This window comes from Brachybacterium hainanense (assembly GCF_042434575.1).
Lineage (GTDB): Bacteria > Actinomycetota > Actinomycetes > Actinomycetales > Dermabacteraceae > Brachybacterium > Brachybacterium hainanense.
Map to the genome: position 1 here is coordinate 65713 of NZ_JBHLSV010000029.1, position 17462 is coordinate 83174.

Genomic DNA, 17462 nt, shown 5'->3' on the forward strand with positions numbered 1-17462 from the left:
GCCATAGGATGGCGCGCGAGCGCCCGCCGTCGTCGTATGGCGGGCGCTGCGTCGTTCCCGCCCCCCCCGAACCCGAGGACCGCCACCGTGACCTCCGCTCCCCCGTCCGCAGCCCGTCCCGCCGTCCGCCCGGAGGATGAGCGCCTGCCGCTGGGGCGCACGGTCCTGTTCGGGGCGCAGCACGTCCTGTCGATGTACGGCGGCGTGGTCGCCATCCCGCTGATCGTGGGCAGCGCGGCCGGTCTCCCGGAGCTGGAGGTCGGCCTGCTCGTCGCCTGCGCCCTGTTCGTCTCGGGCCTCGCGACCGTCCTGCAGTCGATCGGCGTCCCCGGATTCGGCGCGCAGCTGCCGCTCGTGCAGGGCACGACATTCGGCGCGGTCTCCACCATGGGGGTGATCATCGCCGACGGCGGCGGCCTCCCCGCGGTCTTCGGCTCCGTGATCGTCGCGAGCATCGTCGGTCTGCTGCTCGTGCCGCTGGTCACGCGCATGCAGCCGCTGTTCCCGCCCGTGGTGACCGGCACGATCATCGCCGCGATGGGGCTCTCGCTGCTGCCGGTCGCGGCCGGCTGGATCGTCGGGAACGACGGCACGCCCGGCCAGGGCGGGGCGCTGAACCTGGGCCTCGCGGCGATCACCCTCGTCGCCGTGCTGGTCCTCTCCCGGATCCGGGCCCTGTCCGGCGTCGCCATCATGCTGGGCATCCTCGTGGGGACCCTCGCCGCCGTCGCCGCGGGCGTCGCCGACTTCTCCGGCGTGCGAGGCGGTTCCGTGATCGCCCTCCCGCAGCCCTTCGCCTTCGGCGCCCCGACCTTCGAGCTCGCCGCGATCATCCCCATGGTGGTCGTCATCATCGTGACACTTATGGAGACCACCGCCAACCTGTTCGCCGTCACCAAGGTCGTCGGCACGGACCTTCCGCCCCGCCGCCTCGCCAACGGCCTGCGCGCCGACATGATCGCCTCCGCGGTCGCCCCGGTCGTCAACTCCTTCCCCGCGACCGCCTTCGCCCAGAACATCGGCCTCATCTCGGTCAGCCGCGTCCGCTCCCGCTACACGGTCGCCGCCGGCGGCGTGCTGCTGATCCTGCTGGGCCTCGTGCCGGTCCTCGGACGGGTCGTCGCCGCGATCCCCTCCCCCGTCCTCGGCGGCGCCGGGATCGTCCTGTTCGGCTCCGTCGCCGCAGCCGGCATCCGCACGATCTCCGAGGCGCCCCGCACCGACGAGCGCGACGCCGGGCACGACACCATGATCGTGGCCGTCTCCCTCGCCCTGGTCGTCATGCCGATCGCGGTCCCCGCCCTGTACGCGTCCCTGCCCCCGCTCGTGTCGATGGTGCTCAGCTCGGGCGTCAGCGCCGCCGCCTTCAGCGCGGTCACCCTGAACCTGCTGCTCAAGGGGCGGGGCGGCATCGAGCCCCGCGCACGCGACATCCTCTGACCCGGCGATCGCGAAACACGCCCGCACGGGCCCGGATCGACGGTGCTGATAATCTGCTCACGGTGTCCCGGGGGGTCGAGCAGAGCCGCCGCCCGTCCCTCCTCCACGGAAACGGTCGGAACGGATCCAGCTCAGGCCGCCTCCTCCGTCCCGGGCGCTCTCCGCACCGATCGAAGGGGTCTCCATGGAGCCGTTCCTGGGGCTGGGGCTCATCGTCCTGGTCGTCATCGTGCTGGTGGTGGTCATCGCGCTCATCGCGATCCTCCGCAGCTACCGCATCGCCGCGCCGAACGAGGCGCTCATCATCACCGGCCGCAGCAAGTCGGCCGGGGACGTCGACCTCGAATCGGGCAGCGCCCGTGTCGTGATCGGCAGCCGTGCCATCGTCCGTCCCATCCTGGACCGCGCCTTCGTGCTCAGCCTCTCCTCGCGGCAGATCCCGGTCGAGGTCGAGGGCTACTCGATGAACGGCATCTTCCTGCGCCTGCGCGGCGTCGCCCAGGTCAAGGTCGGCGGCAACGTCGACGACGTCCGCAAGGCGTCGCAGCGCTTCCTGGACCAGCAGAAGCAGATCGACCACTACACGCAGGAGATCCTCTCCGGCACGCTGCGCGCCGTCGTCGGCACCCTGACCGTGGAGCAGATCATCCGTGACCGCGCCTCCTTCGCCGCCCAGGTGCAGGCCGAGGCCGAGCATTCGATGAACAACCAGGGTCTGGTCATCGATACCTTCCAGATCTCCTCGATCGAGGACGACGGCTCCTATCTGCGCGACTGGGGCCGCCCCGAGGCCGCCCTCGTCGCCAAGCGCGCCGCGATCGCGGAGTCCGACGCGAACCGCGAGGCCACCCAGGCCAAGAACATCAACCTGCAGCAGGAGGCGGAGTCGAAGCAGGCCTTCGACATCCGCAATGCGGAGATCAAGGAGCAGACCGACGCCCGCCAGGCGGTCGCCGACGCCTCCGGCCCCCTCGCCCGTGCCGCGCAGCAGCAGCGGATCATCGAGCAGGAGGAGCTCATCGCGGTCCGCAACAACGACCTGCGCGAGAAGCAGCTGATCGCGGAGGTCCACAAGCCGGCGGAGGCCAAGCGCTACGCCGAGCAGCAGGACGCCGATTCGAAGAAGTACGCGCGCATCGCCGAGTCCGAGGCCCAGCTGGCCGATGAGCGCAACCGCGCCGAGTCCCGGAAGGTGTCCGCCGATGCGGAGGCCCACGCGATCGAGGCCCGCGGCCGCGCCGAGGCGGAGGTCGACCTCCAGCGCCGTTCGAAGGACGCCGAAGCCGTGCGGCTCGAGGGCCAGGCCCAGGCGGACTCCCTGCGTGCCAAGGGTGAGGCCGAGGCGGCAGCGATCCTCGCCCGCGGCGAGGCGGAGGCGGAGGCCACCCGTGCCAAGGCCGAGGCGTACAAGCAGTTCAACGACGCCGCCGTCCTCTCCCAGGTCCTCGAGGTCCTGCCTGCCGTCGCGAACGAGCTCGCCGCGCCGTACGGCAACATCGAGAAGCTGTCGGTGATCTCCTCCGACGGCGAGTCGAAGATCGGCCAGTCGATCTCGACCGGCCTTGCACAGGTGCTCGACATGGTGCAGGCGACCACGGGCGTCGATTTCCACGAGACCCTCGAGAAGGCCGCGTCCTCCGGCCGCGATGTCCGCGCCCGGGCGGAATCCGAGCCGGCGCCGCGACGCCGCGCCGCGGCCCCCGCCGCCGCGGCTCTTCCGGCGGAGTCCGACGAGGACGCGGCAGGCGCCGCCCCTGCGGAAGGCTGACCGGACGGCTCCACCCGCGAAGCGCCCCCTGCATCCGAGCTCCTCGGGGACAGGGGGCGCTTGCATGCCTGTCCACGACGCTGCGGAGGGACCTTCGCCCGGCAGGGACCCGGCTTCTCGTCCTAGGCTGGAGCCGACGCGCACACGCCGCCCTGACGCGAGGAGAAGTCGACCATGAAGATCGGGATCCTGACCTCCGGGGGCGACTGCCCCGGTCTGAACGCCGTGATCCGCGGCGCGGTCCTGTACGGCGACGCCGTGCATGAGGACGAGTTCGTCGGATTCCGGGACGGCTGGCGCGGCGTCATCGAGGCCGACATCATGCCGCTGCCGCGGCGGCGGGTGCGCGGCATCGGGCGGATCGGCGGGACCATCCTCGGCACCTCCCGGGCGAACCCGTACCAGGACGGCCGCGACGGCGCGTCCCTCGTGGCGCGCGTGCTCGAGCAGCACGGGATCGACGCGATCCTGGCCATCGGCGGGGACGGAACCCTGTTCACCGCGAACCGGCTGGCGGAGGCGGGCTTGCCCGTGGTCGGCGTCCCGAAGACGGTCGACAACGACCTCGGCGCGACCGACTACACCTTCGGCTTCGACACGGCCGTCGAGATCGCGACGTCCTCCCTGGACCGCCTCCGGGTCACCGGCGACTCCCATCACCGGTGCATGATCGGTGAGGTCATGGGCCGCTCGGTCGGCTGGATCGCGCTGCAGGCGGGCATGGCCTCGGGGGCGCATGTCATCGGCATCCCCGAGTTCCCGCTCGGCATCGACGAGATCTGCGAGGAGGTCGCCTCGGCACGCGATCGGCGCCGGGCCCCACTCGTGGTCCTCGCCGAGGGCTTCGTCCCCCGCGACGCCCCTGCGGGCTTCATGGACTACGAGCTCGACGAGTTCGGGCGGCCCCGCTTCGGCGGGATCGCGGAGGCGCTCGCCCCCGTGATCGAGGAGCGCGTCGGCATCGAGACGCGGGCGACGGTGCTCGGGCACATCCAGCGCGGCGGCGAGCCGACCGCGTACGACCGGGTGCTCGCGACCCGCTTCGGGATCGGAGCGATCGGGCTGCTGCATCGCGGGGCGATGGGCCGGATGGTCGCGGTGCGCGGGACCGACATCATCGACGTTCCCCTGGCCGAGGCGATCGGCAACACCAAGGGCGTCCCGCGCGAGCGCTGGGACGAGGTCCGGGTGCTGTTCGGCTGATCCCGTCTCAGCCTGCCGGAGCCGTTCCGATCTCCCCCAGCAGGGCTCGCGCGTGGGAGGCGTGGACGGACTCCTCGTCGCTGGGGTGATACATGCCCGCGCGCACGTCCCGGGAGATCCGCTCCAGCTCGCTGCGGCGCGAGAAGTGGGCGCCGCCGCTCGCGCGCAGGACCTGGTCCACGGCGGCGATGGCCGCCTCGGTCGCGCGCGTCTTGACGCCGGAGAAGTGCAGGAACCAGCGGGGCCCGTGGTCCTGGAGCCCGGGGCCCGTGGTCCCGGCGCCCAGGGCGTCCAGGTCGGCGAGGAGCTTCTCGATCTGCAGGACCGCGCCGTCCACGCCGATCGCGGCCGCGGCCAGGCGACGGCGCACGTCGGGGTCGTCGGCGTGCTGGATCCCGCGGGTGAGGCTCCGGCGCGTCCGAGCCGTCTCGACGCCCAGCTGCACGGCCCGCTCGGCGATGCCCGTGTAGACGGACGCGATCAGCAGCTCGAAGCAGCCGAAGACGCCCATCACGAACGGGTCGGGATTGGGCCCGACGGGGGTGCGGGTGACGGTGCGCTCGGCGGGTGCGAAGGCTCCGTCCAGGATCGTGGTGCGGGACTGGGTCGCGCGCATCCCGTGGGTGTCCCAGTCGTCCAGGGTCCGCACCGCCGCGCCGCGATCCAGCACGGCGAAGACGAGGCTCGGCTCCTCCTCGCTCCCGGCTCCGGGATCCGCCTCACGACGGCCGTGCACGATGAGCCGGTCCCAGGCCGGGGCGAGCGACGTGAAGATCTTGGTGCCGGTGAACACGTGCCCCTGCCCCTCCGCCTGCTGGGCGGCGACGGGCGCTGCGCTGGTGGCGGCGTCGAAGAGCATCGCCTCGTTCCCGGGCTCGGAGATCCCGAAGGCGAACAGCCGGTCCTGTGCGGCGTCCTCGAGGATCCGACGAGCTCCCGGATGCCCGGCGGCTCCCGCCCGCCGCTGCGCGTGCAGCGCCGCTCCCGTGACCACGAGGTGCATGTTCATCGCGAGCGCGGTCGCCGGCGCGGCCTGGGCGAGGCGACGCTGGATCCGCCCGGCCTGCAGCAGGTCCGCGCCGAGCCCACCGCTCGAGACGGGCACCAGCAGGCGCAGGTAGCCCTGGTCCCGGAGCTGCTCGAGGTCCTCGTCGAAGAAGAGGTTCTCCCGGTCATAGCGGACGGCGCGCTCGCGCAGCTCGGCGAGCAGCGCATCGGGCAGGAGGCCCTCAGGGCTCCGCCCCGAGGGCTCGGGCACGGCCCTGCTCACTGCAGGCAGCCCGGCCCCAGCAGGGCCTTGAGCGAGGCGTACAGCGCTGCCGAGGGCGTCACCGACAAGCGCTTGTCCAGCTGCATGAGCGTGGTGCGCCCCGGCTCCTGCAGCTTGAGGCGCACCTCGCTGCCCCCCTGGTTGTCCTCGAGCACGCCGCGCAGCTCCTGGACCACCTTCTCCGTGGCCCGCATCGCCGGCAGCGAGATGGTGACCGGGCCGTCGCCGCCGCCGGTCGAGGTGTCCGGGATCGTCATCTCCATGACCCGCAGCTCCGGCATGCCCTTGGAGGTGTCCACCCGTCCCTTCATCGAGACGACGAGGTCCTCGGCGAGCTCGGTCGCGACGGTCTGGTAGGTGGAGGGGAACAGGAGGCAGTCGATCGAGCCCTCGAGGTCCTCGACCGTCGCGATCGCCCACATGTCGCCCTTCTTCGTGGTCTTGCGCTGCAGGCTCGTGATGAGCCCCGCGATCGTGACCATCGCCCCGTCCTCGACGGCGCCCTCGTCGGCGAGGGCGCTGATCGCGGTCGAGGAGTTCTGCGCGATCACGTGCTCGAGCCCGTACAGCGGATGGTCCGAGACGTACAGGCCCAGCATGTTCCGCTCGAACCCGAGGAGCTCCTTGCGGTCCCACTCCGGCAGGTCCGGGATGGTGATGGTCGCCGCGGACCCCGTGGCGACATCATCCCCGACCGCACCGAACACGTCCCCGAACAGGTCGTACTGTCCCTGGGCCTCCTTGCGCTTCACATCGACCACGGAGTCGACCGCGTCCTCGTGGACCAGCACGAGGCTGCGCCGGTTCGCGCCGAGGGAGTCGAAGGCGCCGCCCTTGATGAGGGACTCGATGGTGCGCTTGTTGCACACCGTCAGCGGCACCTTGTCCAGGAAGTCGGTGAAGGAGGTGAAGGCGCCCTTCTCCTCCCGGGTGCGGATGATCTCCTCGACGACGTTCGCGCCGACGTTGCGGATCGCGGACAGGCCGAAACGGATGTCCTCGCCCACGGCCGAGAAGTACAGATCGGACTCGTTCACGTCCGGGGGCAGCACCGTGATCCCGCGATGGCGGCAGTCACCCAGGTACAGCCCCAGCCGGTCGCGGTTCTCCTGCGTCGAGGTGAGCAGGGCCGCCATGTACTCGGTCGGATAGTTGGCCTTGAGGTACCCGGTCCAGTACGAGACCACGCCGTAGGCCGCGGAATGGGACTTGTTGAAGGCATAGTCCGCGAAGGGGAGAAGCGTCTCCCACAGGGCCTGGACCGCGGCATCGGAGTAGCCGTTCTCCTTCATGCCCGCCTCGAAGGAGACGTACTGCTTGTCCAGCTCCGCCTTCTTCTTCTTGCCCATGGCGCGGCGGAGGATGTCCGCTTCGCCGAGCGAGTAGCCCGCGACCTTCTGCGCGGTCTGCATGACCTGCTCCTGGTAGACCAGGACGCCGTAGGTCTCGCCGAGGATCTCCGCGAGCGGCTCCTCGAGCTCGGGATGGATCGGGGTGATGGGCTGCAGGCCGTTCTTGCGCAGCGCGTAGTTCGTGTGCGAGCCCATGCCCATCGGGCCGGGGCGGTACAGCGCGGAGACGGCGGTGATGTCGCCGAACTTGTCCGGCTTCATCTGCCGCAGCAGGGTGCGCATGCCGGAGCCGTCCAGCTGGAACACGCCCAGCGTGTCGCCGCGCTGGAGCAGCTCGTACGTCTTCGGGTCGTCGAAGGGAAGGGTCTCCAGGTCCGGCGGCGTCTTCCCGTTGCGCTCCATGTTGGTGATCGCGTCGGAGAGCACCGTGAGGTTCCGCAGCCCCAGGAAGTCCATCTTCAGCAGACCCAGGGTCTCGCAGGTGGGGTACTCGAACTGGGTGATGATCTGCCCATCCGAGGGGCGGCGCATCATGGGGATGATGTCGGTGAGGGTGTGGCTGGACATGATGACCGCGCAGGCGTGCACGCCCCAGCCTCGGGTGAGGCCCTCGACGCCCTTGGCGATCTCCACGACCTTCCTCACGTCCGGGTCCTCGTCGTGGATCCGGCGGAACTCGGTGGCCTCCGCATAGCGCTTGTGCTCGGGGTCGAAGATCCCCTTGATCGGGATGTCCTTGCCCATCACCGCCGGCGGCAGAGCCTTGGTGATCCGGTCCCCCATCGCGAAGGGGTAGTCGAGCACGCGCGCGGCGTCCTTGAGGGAGTTCTTCGTCTTCATGACGCCGTAGGTGACGACCTGGGCGACCTTGTCGTCGCCGTACTTCTGCTCCACGTACTCGATGACCTCGCCGCGGCGGCGATCATCGAAGTCGACGTCGAAGTCGGGCATCGAGACGCGGTCCGGGTTCAGGAACCGCTCGAACAGCAGGCCGTGCTCGAGCGGATCCAGATCCGTGATCCGCATGGCGTAGGCGACCATCGACCCGGCGCCGGAGCCACGGCCCGGACCCACGCGGATCCCCTGCTCCTTGGCCCACTTGATGTAGTCGGAGACGACCAGGAAGTAGCCGGGGAAGCCCATCTGGAGGATGACCCCGACCTCGTAGTCGGCGCGCTTCTGGACCTCGTCCGGGATGCCCGCGGGGTACCGGTACTCGAGACCGCGCTGGACCTCCTTGACGAACCAGGACTCCTCGTCCTCGCCGCCGGGCACCGGGAAGTGCGGCATGTAGTTCGCGCCCTCGTCGGTGGTGCGGAACTCGACCTGGCACATCTCCGCGATCCGCAGGGTGTTGTCGCAGGCCTCGGGGAACTCTCGGAACAGCTCCCGCATCTGCTGCGCGGACTTCAGGAAGTAGCCGGACCCCCCGAACTTGAAGCGATCGGGATCCGCCAGACGCGAGCCGGAGTTGATGCACAGCAGCACGTCCTGGATCGTCGCGTCCTGCTCGGTGACGTAGTGCAGATCGTTGGTCGCCACGAGCGGCGCCCCCACGGCCTTCGCCACCTCGAGCAGGTCCTTGGTCACGCGCTGCTCGATGTCGAGCCCGTGGTCCATCAGCTCCACGAAGTAGTTCTCCGCGCCGAACATGTCCTGGAACTCGCCGGCGGCCTTCACGGCCTCGTCGAACTGGCCCAGGCGCAGCCGGGTCTGGACCTCACCGGAGGGGCAGCCCGTGGTCGCGATGAGCCCCGGCGCGTAGGTCGAGAGGATCTCCCGGTCCATCCGGGGCCACTTGCCCATCTGCCCGTCCAGGGACGCCGCCGAGCCCAGACGGAACAGGTTGTGCATGCCCTCGGTCGACCGGGAGAGCAGCGTCATGTGCGTGTAGGCGCCGCGCGCGGAGACGTCATCGCCCGCCAGCTGCTGCTCGCGCGTGCCCCACTGGACGCGGGTGCGGTCATGGCGGCTGGTCCCCGGCGTCACGTACGCCTCGATGCCGATGATCGGCTTGATCCCCGCGCCGGTCGCGGCGCGGTAGAACTCGTAGGCGCCGAACAGGTAGCCGTGATCGGTGATCGCGACCGCCTGCTGCCCCAGCCGCGCCGTCTCCGCGACCAGCTTGTCGATCTTCGCCGCCCCGTCCAGGAGCGAGTAGTCGGTGTGGACGTGGAGGTGCACGAAGTCGTCGGCCATGCGATCCAGACTAGCCGCGCGGGCCGACGCGCGGAGTCCGCGGCCGGGTCGTCATGCTCACCCCGGCGCGTCGCAGGGCGATGTGCTCCGAGGATGTCCGATGCCGCACGGGCGGACGCGAGGGGCGTCCGGCTCCGTCACGGCAGGGGCTGCGCGACGTCCGCGTGGGTGCGCAGGATGCCCTCGGTCGTGCCGGCCGGGGCACGGCCGATCCCGCACTCCGTCGCGACGCCGAAGCTCCGCGACAGCACCGCGGTCGCCGCGGCGATCCGCCTGCAGGCGCCCTCCGTCCCGTCCTCGCGGTGCACGAGCCCCAGATAGAGCTCGGGGATCTGCGGCAGCTGCGCGAGCGGCGCGTAGTACGCCTCGTCGTCGCGGTCGATCGGGACCGGCAGATGCAGCCAGCTCAGCTCCCGCCGCGCGGCCTCGGTCGTCGCGCGCGCCACGCGCACCAGGTTCGCGGTGTCCGCCGGCTCGATGAAGTGCTTCTCGCCGGCGTCGCCGTAGCACAGGTGCAGGCCCACCTCGACGTCCGCGGGGACCGCGTCCACGAGCGCGCCGAGGCGCGCCGCGATGCCCTCGAGCACCCCGCCGCTCCACCAGCCCTCCATCGGGGAGCCGTAGCCCGCAGCGCCCTCGAGGATGCCCATCTCGCTGGCCACGTCCCACTGGATCGCGAGGTCCTCGTGGGGGATCGCCGCGAGGATCTGCTCGAGCTCGCCGAGCATCGCATCGGCGTAGACGGGTTCGATGATCGCCCGGTCCTCGCCGGAGAAGAAGGAGGAGACGACGGCGACCGGCGTGGGCAGGGAGACCTGGAAGCGGGTCCCGGGGCGGATCACGCCCTCCCGGCGCAGCCGCGCGAAGATCCGGTAGGAGTCCTCCGCCGCCGCGGCGTAGCCCAGCGGCGGCAGCTGCATGGTCTCCGGATCCGCGTCCTCGCGAAGGCGCAGCGGGCGCGCGTCGATCCCCGCCGGGAAGGGGATCGGCTCCTCCCCCACCCGCTCGATGCCCTCGGCCTGCCCCAGCACATCCGGCTGGAACATGATCCAGTGGAACCGCTTGCCGACCTCGCCGTCGGGCACGCGCCGCACGTGCGCGCCGAGGATCTCCGCGATCGTGCGCATCGTCGTCTCGGCGTCGTCGTAGTTCACGCTTCCGGTCAGGAGAGCGCCCTGCGGGCTGGTCTGCGTGGTGTCCATGGGCCCAGGATAGGCGCGTGGACGCCGCGCTCCGGGTGCCGTCCGCCGCTCAGCGCCCGTGCCCGGCGTCCTCCTCCGCCTCCTGCTCGCGGCGCATCTGCGCGAGCATCGTGCCCAGATAGTCGTGGACGTCCTCGTAGCTGAGAGAGCGCTCGTCCCGACGCGGCGGGATCCCGCCGACGAAGGCCCCGCCGTGCCAGGCGAGGGAGTCGTCCGGCAGGCTCGGGTCGTCGTCCCGCCACAGCTCGAGCGGCACGTCGTGGGCGACGAGGTCGCGGGCGATCTCATCGGCCGCCGCGGGATCCCCGGAGCGCTGGAGGACGGCGACCAGCAGCGACTGCGCCGCCCAGGCGGAGGCGTCGTCCGCCCCCGGCTCTGCGTGCTCCTGGGCGAGCGCGATGCAGCTCGCGGCGAGCTCGTCGTCCCCGGACTCGTAGTGGTCCTTCGCGACCCGCAGCGCCATCCTCGGGATCAGGGAGCCCACCTCCCACAGCACGGCCGCGCCGATCAGCGCCATGCCCACGCCCGTGGGGAAGTCGGGGTCCAGGGCGAGCGGGCCGGTCGGGACCCGGCCGGCCCGGCGCGCGTCATCGGCCTCCAGGTACGCGGCCGCGGCACGCCCGATCGCCTCTCGTGCCCGCTCGGGATCGCGCAGCGCGAGCTCCGCGTCCGCGGGGGCGATGCCCAGGCGCCGGGCCACCCGCGCGACAGGGAACTCGGGGCGCAGCAGCGCGCCGGCGCGGACGGGGTCGAGGGCGGTCCCGGAGACGGGCGGAGGAGTGTCGCTCATGCCCCGACCGTATCCGCTGCCGGCCGGAGCCGAGCGGATCATCCCTCCCGCAGGATGTCGAGGGCCGCGGCGAGGTCGGGCGGGAACGGGGAGGCGAACGTCACATGCTCCCGGGTGACCGGATGATCGAAGCCGAGCTCCGTCGCATGCAGCCACTGCCTCACCAGCCCCAGCCGCTCTGCGACGGTCGGGTCCGAGCCGTACAGGGGATCGCCCACGAGCGGATGCCGCATCGCGGAGAGATGGACGCGGATCTGGTGGGTGCGGCCCGTCTCCAGGTGGATCCGCAGCAGCGCGGCGGAGCGGAACATCTCCTCCACCTCGTAGTGGGTCACCGCGTGCTTCCCGCTGCTCATGACCGCGTACTTGTAGTCATGGTTCGGGGACCGGCCGATGGGCGCCTCGATCGTGCCGCTCAGCGGGTCCGGATGCCCCTGGCACACCGCGAAGTAGGTCTTGTCGACGATCCGTCGGCGGAAGGCGTCCTTGAGCACCGAGTAGGCCCGCTCCGACTTCGCGACCACCATGAGCCCGCTCGTCCCCACGTCCAGCCGCGAGACGATGCCCTTGCGCTCCGGGGCGCCCGAGGTGGAGATGCGGATGTTCGCGGCCGCGAGGTGGCCCAGCACGGTCGGTCCCGTCCACCCCACGCTCGGGTGGGCGGCGACGCCGACCGGCTTGTCGACCACGACGATGTGCTCGTCCTCGAAGACGATGCTCATACCCGGGGCGAGGCTCGCCCGCACCTCGACCGGCGGGCGGACCGGCGGGATGAGCACGCTCAGCATCGCGCCGGCCTCGAGCCGGGTCGAGCGGGCCGGGACCTCGCCGTCGACGGTCACCTCGCCGGCCATGACGAGCTCCGCCGCGCGGGTGCGGGACAGGCCGAAGAGGCGGGAGACCCCGACGTCCACGCGCTCCCCCGCGAGACCGTCCGGCACCGGCAGCATGCGCAGATCGCTCATGAGGCCTCCTCCTGGGCCTCCGCCGCCGGGTCCGCGCTCACGCCGAGCACGCTGAGCAGGACCAGCAGCACCGCGCCGGCGACCACGCCCATGTCGGCGACGTTGAAGACGGGCCAGTGCGGCAGCTGCAGGAAGTCGACGACCTCTCCGTGGAAGGGGCCGGGCGCCCGCAGCAGGCGATCGTGGATGTTGCCCAGCGCCCCGCCGATGATGAGGCCCAGCGAGATCGACCACCAGGGCGAGCGGACGGTGCGGACGGCGAAGACGAGCACGCCGACGCAGATCAGCATCTGCAGGGCGGTGACGATCGGCGTCGCCCCGGATCCCATCCCCCAGGCCGCCCCGGAGTTGTACAGCAGGAACAGCTGCAGGACCTCACCCAGCAGCGGGCGCCCCTCGTACGGCGGCAGGTTCGCCACCGCCCAGTTCTTGGTGATCTGGTCGACCACGGCGAGGACGATGCCGATCGCGAGGACGGTCGCGAGGACCGCGGACAGGGGGAAGGGACGGCGAACGCCGGACGCATCGCGTCCGGCGTTCAGCGGGTCCGTGGCGGAATGGCTCACAGACCGAAGGTCGCCTGCTTGTCCTGCGTCTCGCTCGTGTCGAGATCGCGCAGCTGGTTCTCCAGGTAGTTGCGCAGACGGTTGCGGTAGTCGCGCTCGAAGGTCCGCAGGCCCTCGATCGACTTCTCGAGCTCCGCCTTCGACTCCTCGAGAGCCGCGAGGGTGGTGCGGGACTTCTCCTCGGCCTCGCCGACGATGCGCTTGTGCTCCTCGTTGGCGGCGTTGATGAGGCGATCGCGCTCGTCCTCGCCGTTCTTCACGTACTCGTCGTGCAGACGGTTCGCGAGGGCGATGATGCCCGCAGCGGACTGATCCGGAGTCTGGGCGGCCTCGACGACGGGCTCCTCGGCGACCGGGGCCGGCTCCTCGACGACGACCTCCTCCGCCGGGGCGGCCTCGGGCTCCTCGGCCTCCGCGGCGACAGGAGCCGCCGGAGCCTGTGCGGCGGCGCTCTCGAGCTCCGCGATGCGGTTGCGCGCCTCCTCCAGCTCGCCGGTCAGGCGCGTGTTCTCGTCGATGAGCTCCTGCAGGCGCGGCAGGACGTCGTTGTCGAGGTAGTTGTCGACCTCGTCCATGTCATAGCCTTCGGAGAACCGCACCGGGGTGAAGCGCTTGTTCAGGAGGTCCTCGGGCATCAGGGCCATGGGGTCACCTTCTTGTCGGTCTGTGATGGTGGTGCGCCGATGACAGCGCGACTAGGCACAGCCTAGCTGAAACGGTCCGGATATCCGCATCGGACATCCCGGAACGGGCGTCAGGACGCGAGTCCGGCGAGCACCGACAGCAGGATGGATCCGGCCAGCAGAAGGATCATGAGGCTCAGGTCGAGGGCGACCGCCCCCAGCCGGATCGGCGGGATCAGTCGGCGCAGTCCCCGGACCGGCGGATCGGTCAGGGTGTAGACCAGCTCGAACAGCACGAGCATGAGCCCGCTCGGGCGGTAGTCCCGGGCGTATGCCTGGATCCACTCGAGGATCAGGCGGGCGACCAGCAGGATCATGTAGATCAGCAGCGCGATGTACGCCACCGACGCGACCAGCTGCACGGACGGCTCAGCTCTGGTTGTAGAAGCTGCTCTCCTCGGCCGACGCCTCGCCGTCCACCTGGATGAACTCCGGGGACAGGAGGAAGACCTTGGAGGTGACGCGCTCGATCGAGCCGCGCAGGCCGAACACCAGACCCGCGGAGAAGTCGACCATGCGCTTCGCGTCGCCGTCCTGCATGTCGGAGAGGTTCACGATCACGGGCACGCCGTCGCGGAACGACTCGCCGATGGCCTTGGCGTCGTTGTAGGACCGCGGGTGGATGGTCGTGATCCGCGCCATCGTCTCCTCCTGGGCAGGGCTCATCGCGACGACCTGGTTGCGCCGGATGGGCGTCACCTGCGCTTCGCGCTCCACATGGGGTTCCGGGGTGCGCTCGGTGCGCCGGGCGGCCGGCGCCTCGTCGCGGGCGTCCCGCTCGTCGTCGTAGTAGTCGTCGTCGACTTCGTTGGCGAGGCCGAGTGCGACCATCGCGTTGTGCCAGGCGCCCATGGGCAGGTCTCCCAGTTCTGTCATCATTCCGCTGTCGGGTCCCGGGGAAGCACGGGGCGTGCGTGGGGACCTTGTCATGGAACGTACCTGAGCACGGCTGGGAGCGCCGGGAGATCGGCGGCGTGTCGCGGCGTTTCGGGGCGGACGCGCCGCGGGGACGTGCTCACTGCAGGCGGATGACCCCGGCGATCCGGCCGGTCCGGGCCGCACGACGGTAGGAGAAGAATCGAGGATCCTCGCGGGTGCACGGCGCCTCGGCGAGGATCCCTTCCCGGACCAGCCCCGCGGCGAGCAGCGCCTGGACGGCGCCTGCCCGCAGGTCGAGCGCAGGGGTGCCCCACCCGGTGCGGGAGGAGGACGCCGGCAGCCTGGCCGCGGCATCGTCCTGCATCTCCTGCGGGACCTCGTAGCAGCGCCCGCAGATGCTCGGCCCGATGCTCGCACGGATCCGGCCCGGCACCGCGCCCTGCTCCTCCATGGCGCGGACCGTGTTCTCGAGGATCCCGTCGAGCAGGCCGCGCCGGCCGGCGTGCGCGGCGCCGATCACCGGGGTCTGCTCGTCCACGAGCAGGACCGGCAGGCAGTCGGCGACCATGATCATGAGGGCCGTATCGCGGCGGCGGGTGACCAACGCATCGGCCTGCACGAGCGGGAGCTCCCCCTGCGGCGGGAGGGTCGCCACGCGCGCCGAGTGCACCTGCTCGACGGCTGCCAGCGGGGCGCCCATGAGCTGCGCGATCCGCGCACGGTTCTGCAGGACGGTCCCCTCGTCGTCGCCCACGTGGAGGGCGAGGTTGAGGGTGTCGAAGGGCGCCTCCCCCACGCCGCCGTCCCGGGTGGTGAACAGGGCGCGGGCCCCGCGCAGATGCGGGGCCCGCAGGACGGCGGCGTCCGGGATCCTCACTTCAGGAAGGACGGCAGATCGAGATCGTCGTCATCCTCCTGCTCCTGGATGCGCGGCGGGCGCACTGGAGCGGGTCCCTGAGCCGGGTGGGCCGCCGGGGACGGGCTCGGCGCGGGCTCCGCCGACTCCACGTCCGCCGGGTCCAGGACCTCGGTCGCCGGCTCGGCAGGAGCCTGCGGGACCGCGGGCTGCTGCGCCGGGGAGGGGGAGAAGGTCTGCTGGGGCGTGCCCCAGGAGCCCGTGAAGGCGCCGGCGCCGCGGGAGTCCTGCTGCCCGCCGAGGGCGGGGCGGGGCTCGACGCGCCGCTGCTCCACGCGCCGGGCCTCGGTGCGGGCCGCGGGCTGTGCGGCCGGGCGGGGACCGCCCGACTCGAAGCCCGCGGCGATGACGGTCACGCGGACCTCGTCTCCCAGGGCGTCGTCGATCACGGATCCGAAGATGATGTTCGCGTCAGGGTGGGCGGCCTCCTGCACCAGCCGAGCCGCCTCCGAGACCTCGTACAGGCCGAGGTCACTGCCGCCCTGGATGGACAGCAGCACACCGTAGGCGCCGTCGATGGACGCCTCCAGCAGGGGGCTGGAGACGGCGAGCTCCGCGGCCTGGAGCGCGCGGTCGTCCCCGCGGGCGGAGCCGATGCCCATGAGCGCGCTGCCGGCGCCCTGCATGACCGACTTCACGTCCGCGAAGTCGAGGTTGATGAGACCGGGGGTGGTGATGAGGTCGGTGATGCCCTGGACGCCGGAGAGCAGGACCTGATCGGCGGACTTGAAGGCGTCCAGCATCGAGACCTGCTTGTCCGCGATCGAGAGCAGGCGGTCGTTGGGGATGACGATGAGGGTGTCGACCTCGGCCTGGAGGGCGGCGATGCCGGACTCGGCCTGGGTGGAACGGCGACGGCCCTCGAAGGTGAACGGGCGAGTGACCACGCCGATGGTCAGCGCGCCCAGGCTGCGGGCGATGCTCGCGACGACGGGCGCGCCGCCCGTGCCGGTGCCGCCGCCCTCGCCTGCGGTCACGAAGACCATGTCGGCCCCGCGCAGGACCTCCTCGATCTCCTCGGCGTGGTCCTCGGCGGCCTTCTTGCCGACCTCCGGGTCCGCGCCGGCACCGAGGCCGCGGGTGATCTCCTTGCCGACGTCGAGCTTGACGTCGGCATCCGACATGAGCAGGGCCTGCGCATCGGTGTTGATGGCGATGAACTCGACACCCTTGAGCCCCGACTCGATCATGCGGTTGACGGCGTTGACGCCACCGCCGCCGATGCCGACGACCTTGATGACTGCGAGGTAGTTCTGTGATCCGGTCACGTTCGGGTCCTTGCTCTCGATGTCTGTGCTGATGGGAGCGCCGCGGGCCTCCGCTGCAGCCACGCCCGAACCCTCGACCTCGACTTGAGGTTCAGGTTCAGGCACCCTCATCCGTGCTCTCGACGCTAGGGACGCGCCGCTCCCGGCGCAAACACCGCGCGCGCGTGTCGGGAAGATATCCCGAGGTCGCAGCGCCTGCGCGGGTCAGCGGGTGACGGGCGCGACGGGCGAGGACACGTCGATGACGGTCCCCGGCTGGTCGAGCAGCGCGGCGACCACCTGGGACTTGAGCTCCGAGTCCTGGACGTCGCCCCACACGACCGTCTTCTCCCCCTCCTCGAGGGACAGGACCAGAGTCACGTCGGAACGGGTCGAGGCGGTCACCGAGCTCGTCGCGCCGCGCAGATCCGGCGGCATCCGGTCGAGCACCTCGATCATGGCCTCGGTCGCGCCCTCGGGGTCCCCGGAGCCGGTCTCGACCACGAGCGGGGTCAGGCTCGCGCCCTCGGCCGCCGCGGCCGGCAGCTCGACCCCCTCGCCGTCGAGGATCGCGGTCGTGCCGTCCGCTGCGGTGACCGAGGCGATGGGCGTCCGCTCGGCGACGCGGACCCGCACCCCGTCGGGCCAGCTGCGCTCGACCTCGACCGAGCGCACCCCGGGGATGGTGCCGGCCGCCGCGCCGATCTCCGCGCGGGGGACGGTGAGGATGCTCCCGCCGAGCGCCGGGGCGGCCGCCTCCTCGACCGCGGCCGCATCGACGTACCCGGTGCCCGTGACCTGGATCTGGGAGACCTGGAACGGCGGTGCCAGCAGCAGCACGCCGAGCGCGAGCGCGGCGAGGCCCACGAGTCCGCCCGCCGTGGCGAGCAGCGCCCGGCGGCGGCGCAGCCACGGACGGGGGCTCACGAGGGCGCGGAAGCGGTCCGCGGCCGGGACCACGCGGCCCTCTCCGGTCGCCGGC

General features: G+C 71.5%; 15 protein-coding genes. 3 read left to right on the forward strand and 12 right to left on the reverse strand.

All coding sequences use genetic code 11. From position 1 onward, the window contains the following. Positions 1–87 precede the first annotated feature (87 nt). The 3 genes from ACFFF6_RS17670 to ACFFF6_RS17680 all read left to right on the forward strand — a co-directional run bounded on the left by ACFFF6_RS17670 (position 88) and on the right by ACFFF6_RS17680 (position 4411). The gene (locus tag ACFFF6_RS17670) at positions 88–1440 is read left to right on the forward strand and encodes a nucleobase:cation symporter-2 family protein (RefSeq protein ID WP_376982814.1); all 1353 of its coding nucleotides are present in this window, start codon (positions 88–90) and stop codon (positions 1438–1440) included. Positions 1441–1624: 184 nt separating this feature from the next. Then, positions 1625–3208, forward strand: a complete 1584-nt coding sequence (locus ACFFF6_RS17675) for a flotillin family protein (protein WP_376982815.1) — start codon at positions 1625–1627, stop codon at positions 3206–3208. Positions 3209–3382: 174 nt separating this feature from the next. Then, positions 3383–4411, forward strand: coding sequence for an ATP-dependent 6-phosphofructokinase (locus tag ACFFF6_RS17680; RefSeq protein WP_376982816.1), 1029 nt, complete (start codon positions 3383–3385; stop codon positions 4409–4411). 7 nt (positions 4412–4418) lie between these two features. On the opposite strand, the gene ACFFF6_RS17685 is transcribed toward ACFFF6_RS17680, so the two are convergent. The 12 genes from ACFFF6_RS17685 to ACFFF6_RS17740 form a co-directional block, all read right to left on the reverse strand. Next, positions 4419–5669, reverse strand: coding sequence for an acyl-CoA dehydrogenase family protein (locus ACFFF6_RS17685; RefSeq protein ID WP_376982817.1), 1251 nt, complete (start codon positions 5667–5669; stop codon positions 4419–4421). Positions 5670–5677: 8 nt separating this feature from the next. Beyond that, complete coding sequence (gene dnaE, locus ACFFF6_RS17690; RefSeq protein ID WP_376982819.1) at positions 5678–9232, reverse strand: DNA polymerase III subunit alpha; 3555 nt, start codon at positions 9230–9232, stop codon at positions 5678–5680. Positions 9233–9369: 137 nt separating this feature from the next. Further along, positions 9370–10434 (reverse strand): hypothetical protein, encoded by a 1065-nt coding sequence (locus ACFFF6_RS17695; protein WP_376982820.1) that lies wholly within the window; start codon positions 10432–10434, stop codon positions 9370–9372. A gap of 49 nt (positions 10435–10483) precedes the next feature. Then, a complete protein-coding gene (locus ACFFF6_RS17700) occupies positions 10484–11224 on the reverse strand; it encodes a hypothetical protein (RefSeq protein ID WP_376982821.1) in 741 nt (246 codons plus the stop codon). Positions 11225–11262: 38 nt separating this feature from the next. Then, positions 11263–12189, reverse strand: a complete 927-nt coding sequence (locus ACFFF6_RS17705) for an RluA family pseudouridine synthase (RefSeq protein ID WP_376982823.1) — start codon at positions 12187–12189, stop codon at positions 11263–11265. Further along, positions 12186–12755 (reverse strand): signal peptidase II, encoded by a 570-nt coding sequence (gene lspA / locus ACFFF6_RS17710; RefSeq protein WP_376982824.1) that lies wholly within the window; start codon positions 12753–12755, stop codon positions 12186–12188. Before lspA ends, ACFFF6_RS17705 begins: the two co-directional genes overlap by 4 nt. Then, complete coding sequence (locus ACFFF6_RS17715) at positions 12752–13399, reverse strand: DivIVA domain-containing protein (RefSeq protein WP_376982825.1); 648 nt, start codon at positions 13397–13399, stop codon at positions 12752–12754. The genes lspA and ACFFF6_RS17715 overlap by 4 nt, the downstream gene beginning before the upstream one ends. Positions 13400–13509: 110 nt before the next feature. Further along, a complete protein-coding gene (locus ACFFF6_RS17720) occupies positions 13510–13800 on the reverse strand; it encodes a YggT family protein (RefSeq protein ID WP_376982826.1) in 291 nt (96 codons plus the stop codon). Positions 13801–13807: 7 nt separating this feature from the next. Continuing rightward, positions 13808–14290 (reverse strand): cell division protein SepF, encoded by a 483-nt coding sequence (locus ACFFF6_RS17725; protein ID WP_376982832.1) that lies wholly within the window; start codon positions 14288–14290, stop codon positions 13808–13810. A gap of 163 nt (positions 14291–14453) precedes the next feature. Then, complete coding sequence (pgeF, locus tag ACFFF6_RS17730; protein ID WP_376982827.1) at positions 14454–15194, reverse strand: peptidoglycan editing factor PgeF; 741 nt, start codon at positions 15192–15194, stop codon at positions 14454–14456. Next, entirely contained in the window at positions 15191–16501 is a 1311-nt protein-coding gene (gene ftsZ / locus ACFFF6_RS17735) for a cell division protein FtsZ (RefSeq protein ID WP_376982828.1), read from the reverse strand. Before ftsZ ends, pgeF begins: the two co-directional genes overlap by 4 nt. Before the next feature lie 204 nt (positions 16502–16705). After that, a partial coding sequence (locus ACFFF6_RS17740) for a cell division protein FtsQ/DivIB (RefSeq protein ID WP_376982829.1) occupies positions 16706–17462 on the reverse strand: 757 nt, incomplete at its 5' end.

What these genes read in the sequence shown, in the direction of transcription:
- dnaE (WP_376982819.1), bottom strand. Translation starts at nt 9,232, where the DNA reads ATGGCCGACGACTTCGTGCACCTCCACGTCCACACCGACTACTCGCTC.
- ACFFF6_RS17695 (WP_376982820.1), bottom strand. Translation starts at nt 10,434, where the DNA reads ATGGACACCACGCAGACCAGCCCGCAGGGCGCTCTCCTGACCGGAAGC.
- ACFFF6_RS17725 (WP_376982832.1), bottom strand. Translation starts at nt 14,290, where the DNA reads ATGGGCGCCTGGCACAACGCGATGGTCGCACTCGGCCTCGCCAACGAA.
- ACFFF6_RS17700 (WP_376982821.1), bottom strand. Translation starts at nt 11,224, where the DNA reads ATGAGCGACACTCCTCCGCCCGTCTCCGGGACCGCCCTCGACCCCGTC.
- ACFFF6_RS17705 (WP_376982823.1), bottom strand. Translation starts at nt 12,189, where the DNA reads ATGAGCGATCTGCGCATGCTGCCGGTGCCGGACGGTCTCGCGGGGGAG.
- ACFFF6_RS17675 (WP_376982815.1), top strand. Translation starts at nt 1,625, where the DNA reads ATGGAGCCGTTCCTGGGGCTGGGGCTCATCGTCCTGGTCGTCATCGTG.
- ACFFF6_RS17715 (WP_376982825.1), bottom strand. Translation starts at nt 13,399, where the DNA reads ATGGCCCTGATGCCCGAGGACCTCCTGAACAAGCGCTTCACCCCGGTG.
- ACFFF6_RS17680 (WP_376982816.1), top strand. Translation starts at nt 3,383, where the DNA reads ATGAAGATCGGGATCCTGACCTCCGGGGGCGACTGCCCCGGTCTGAAC.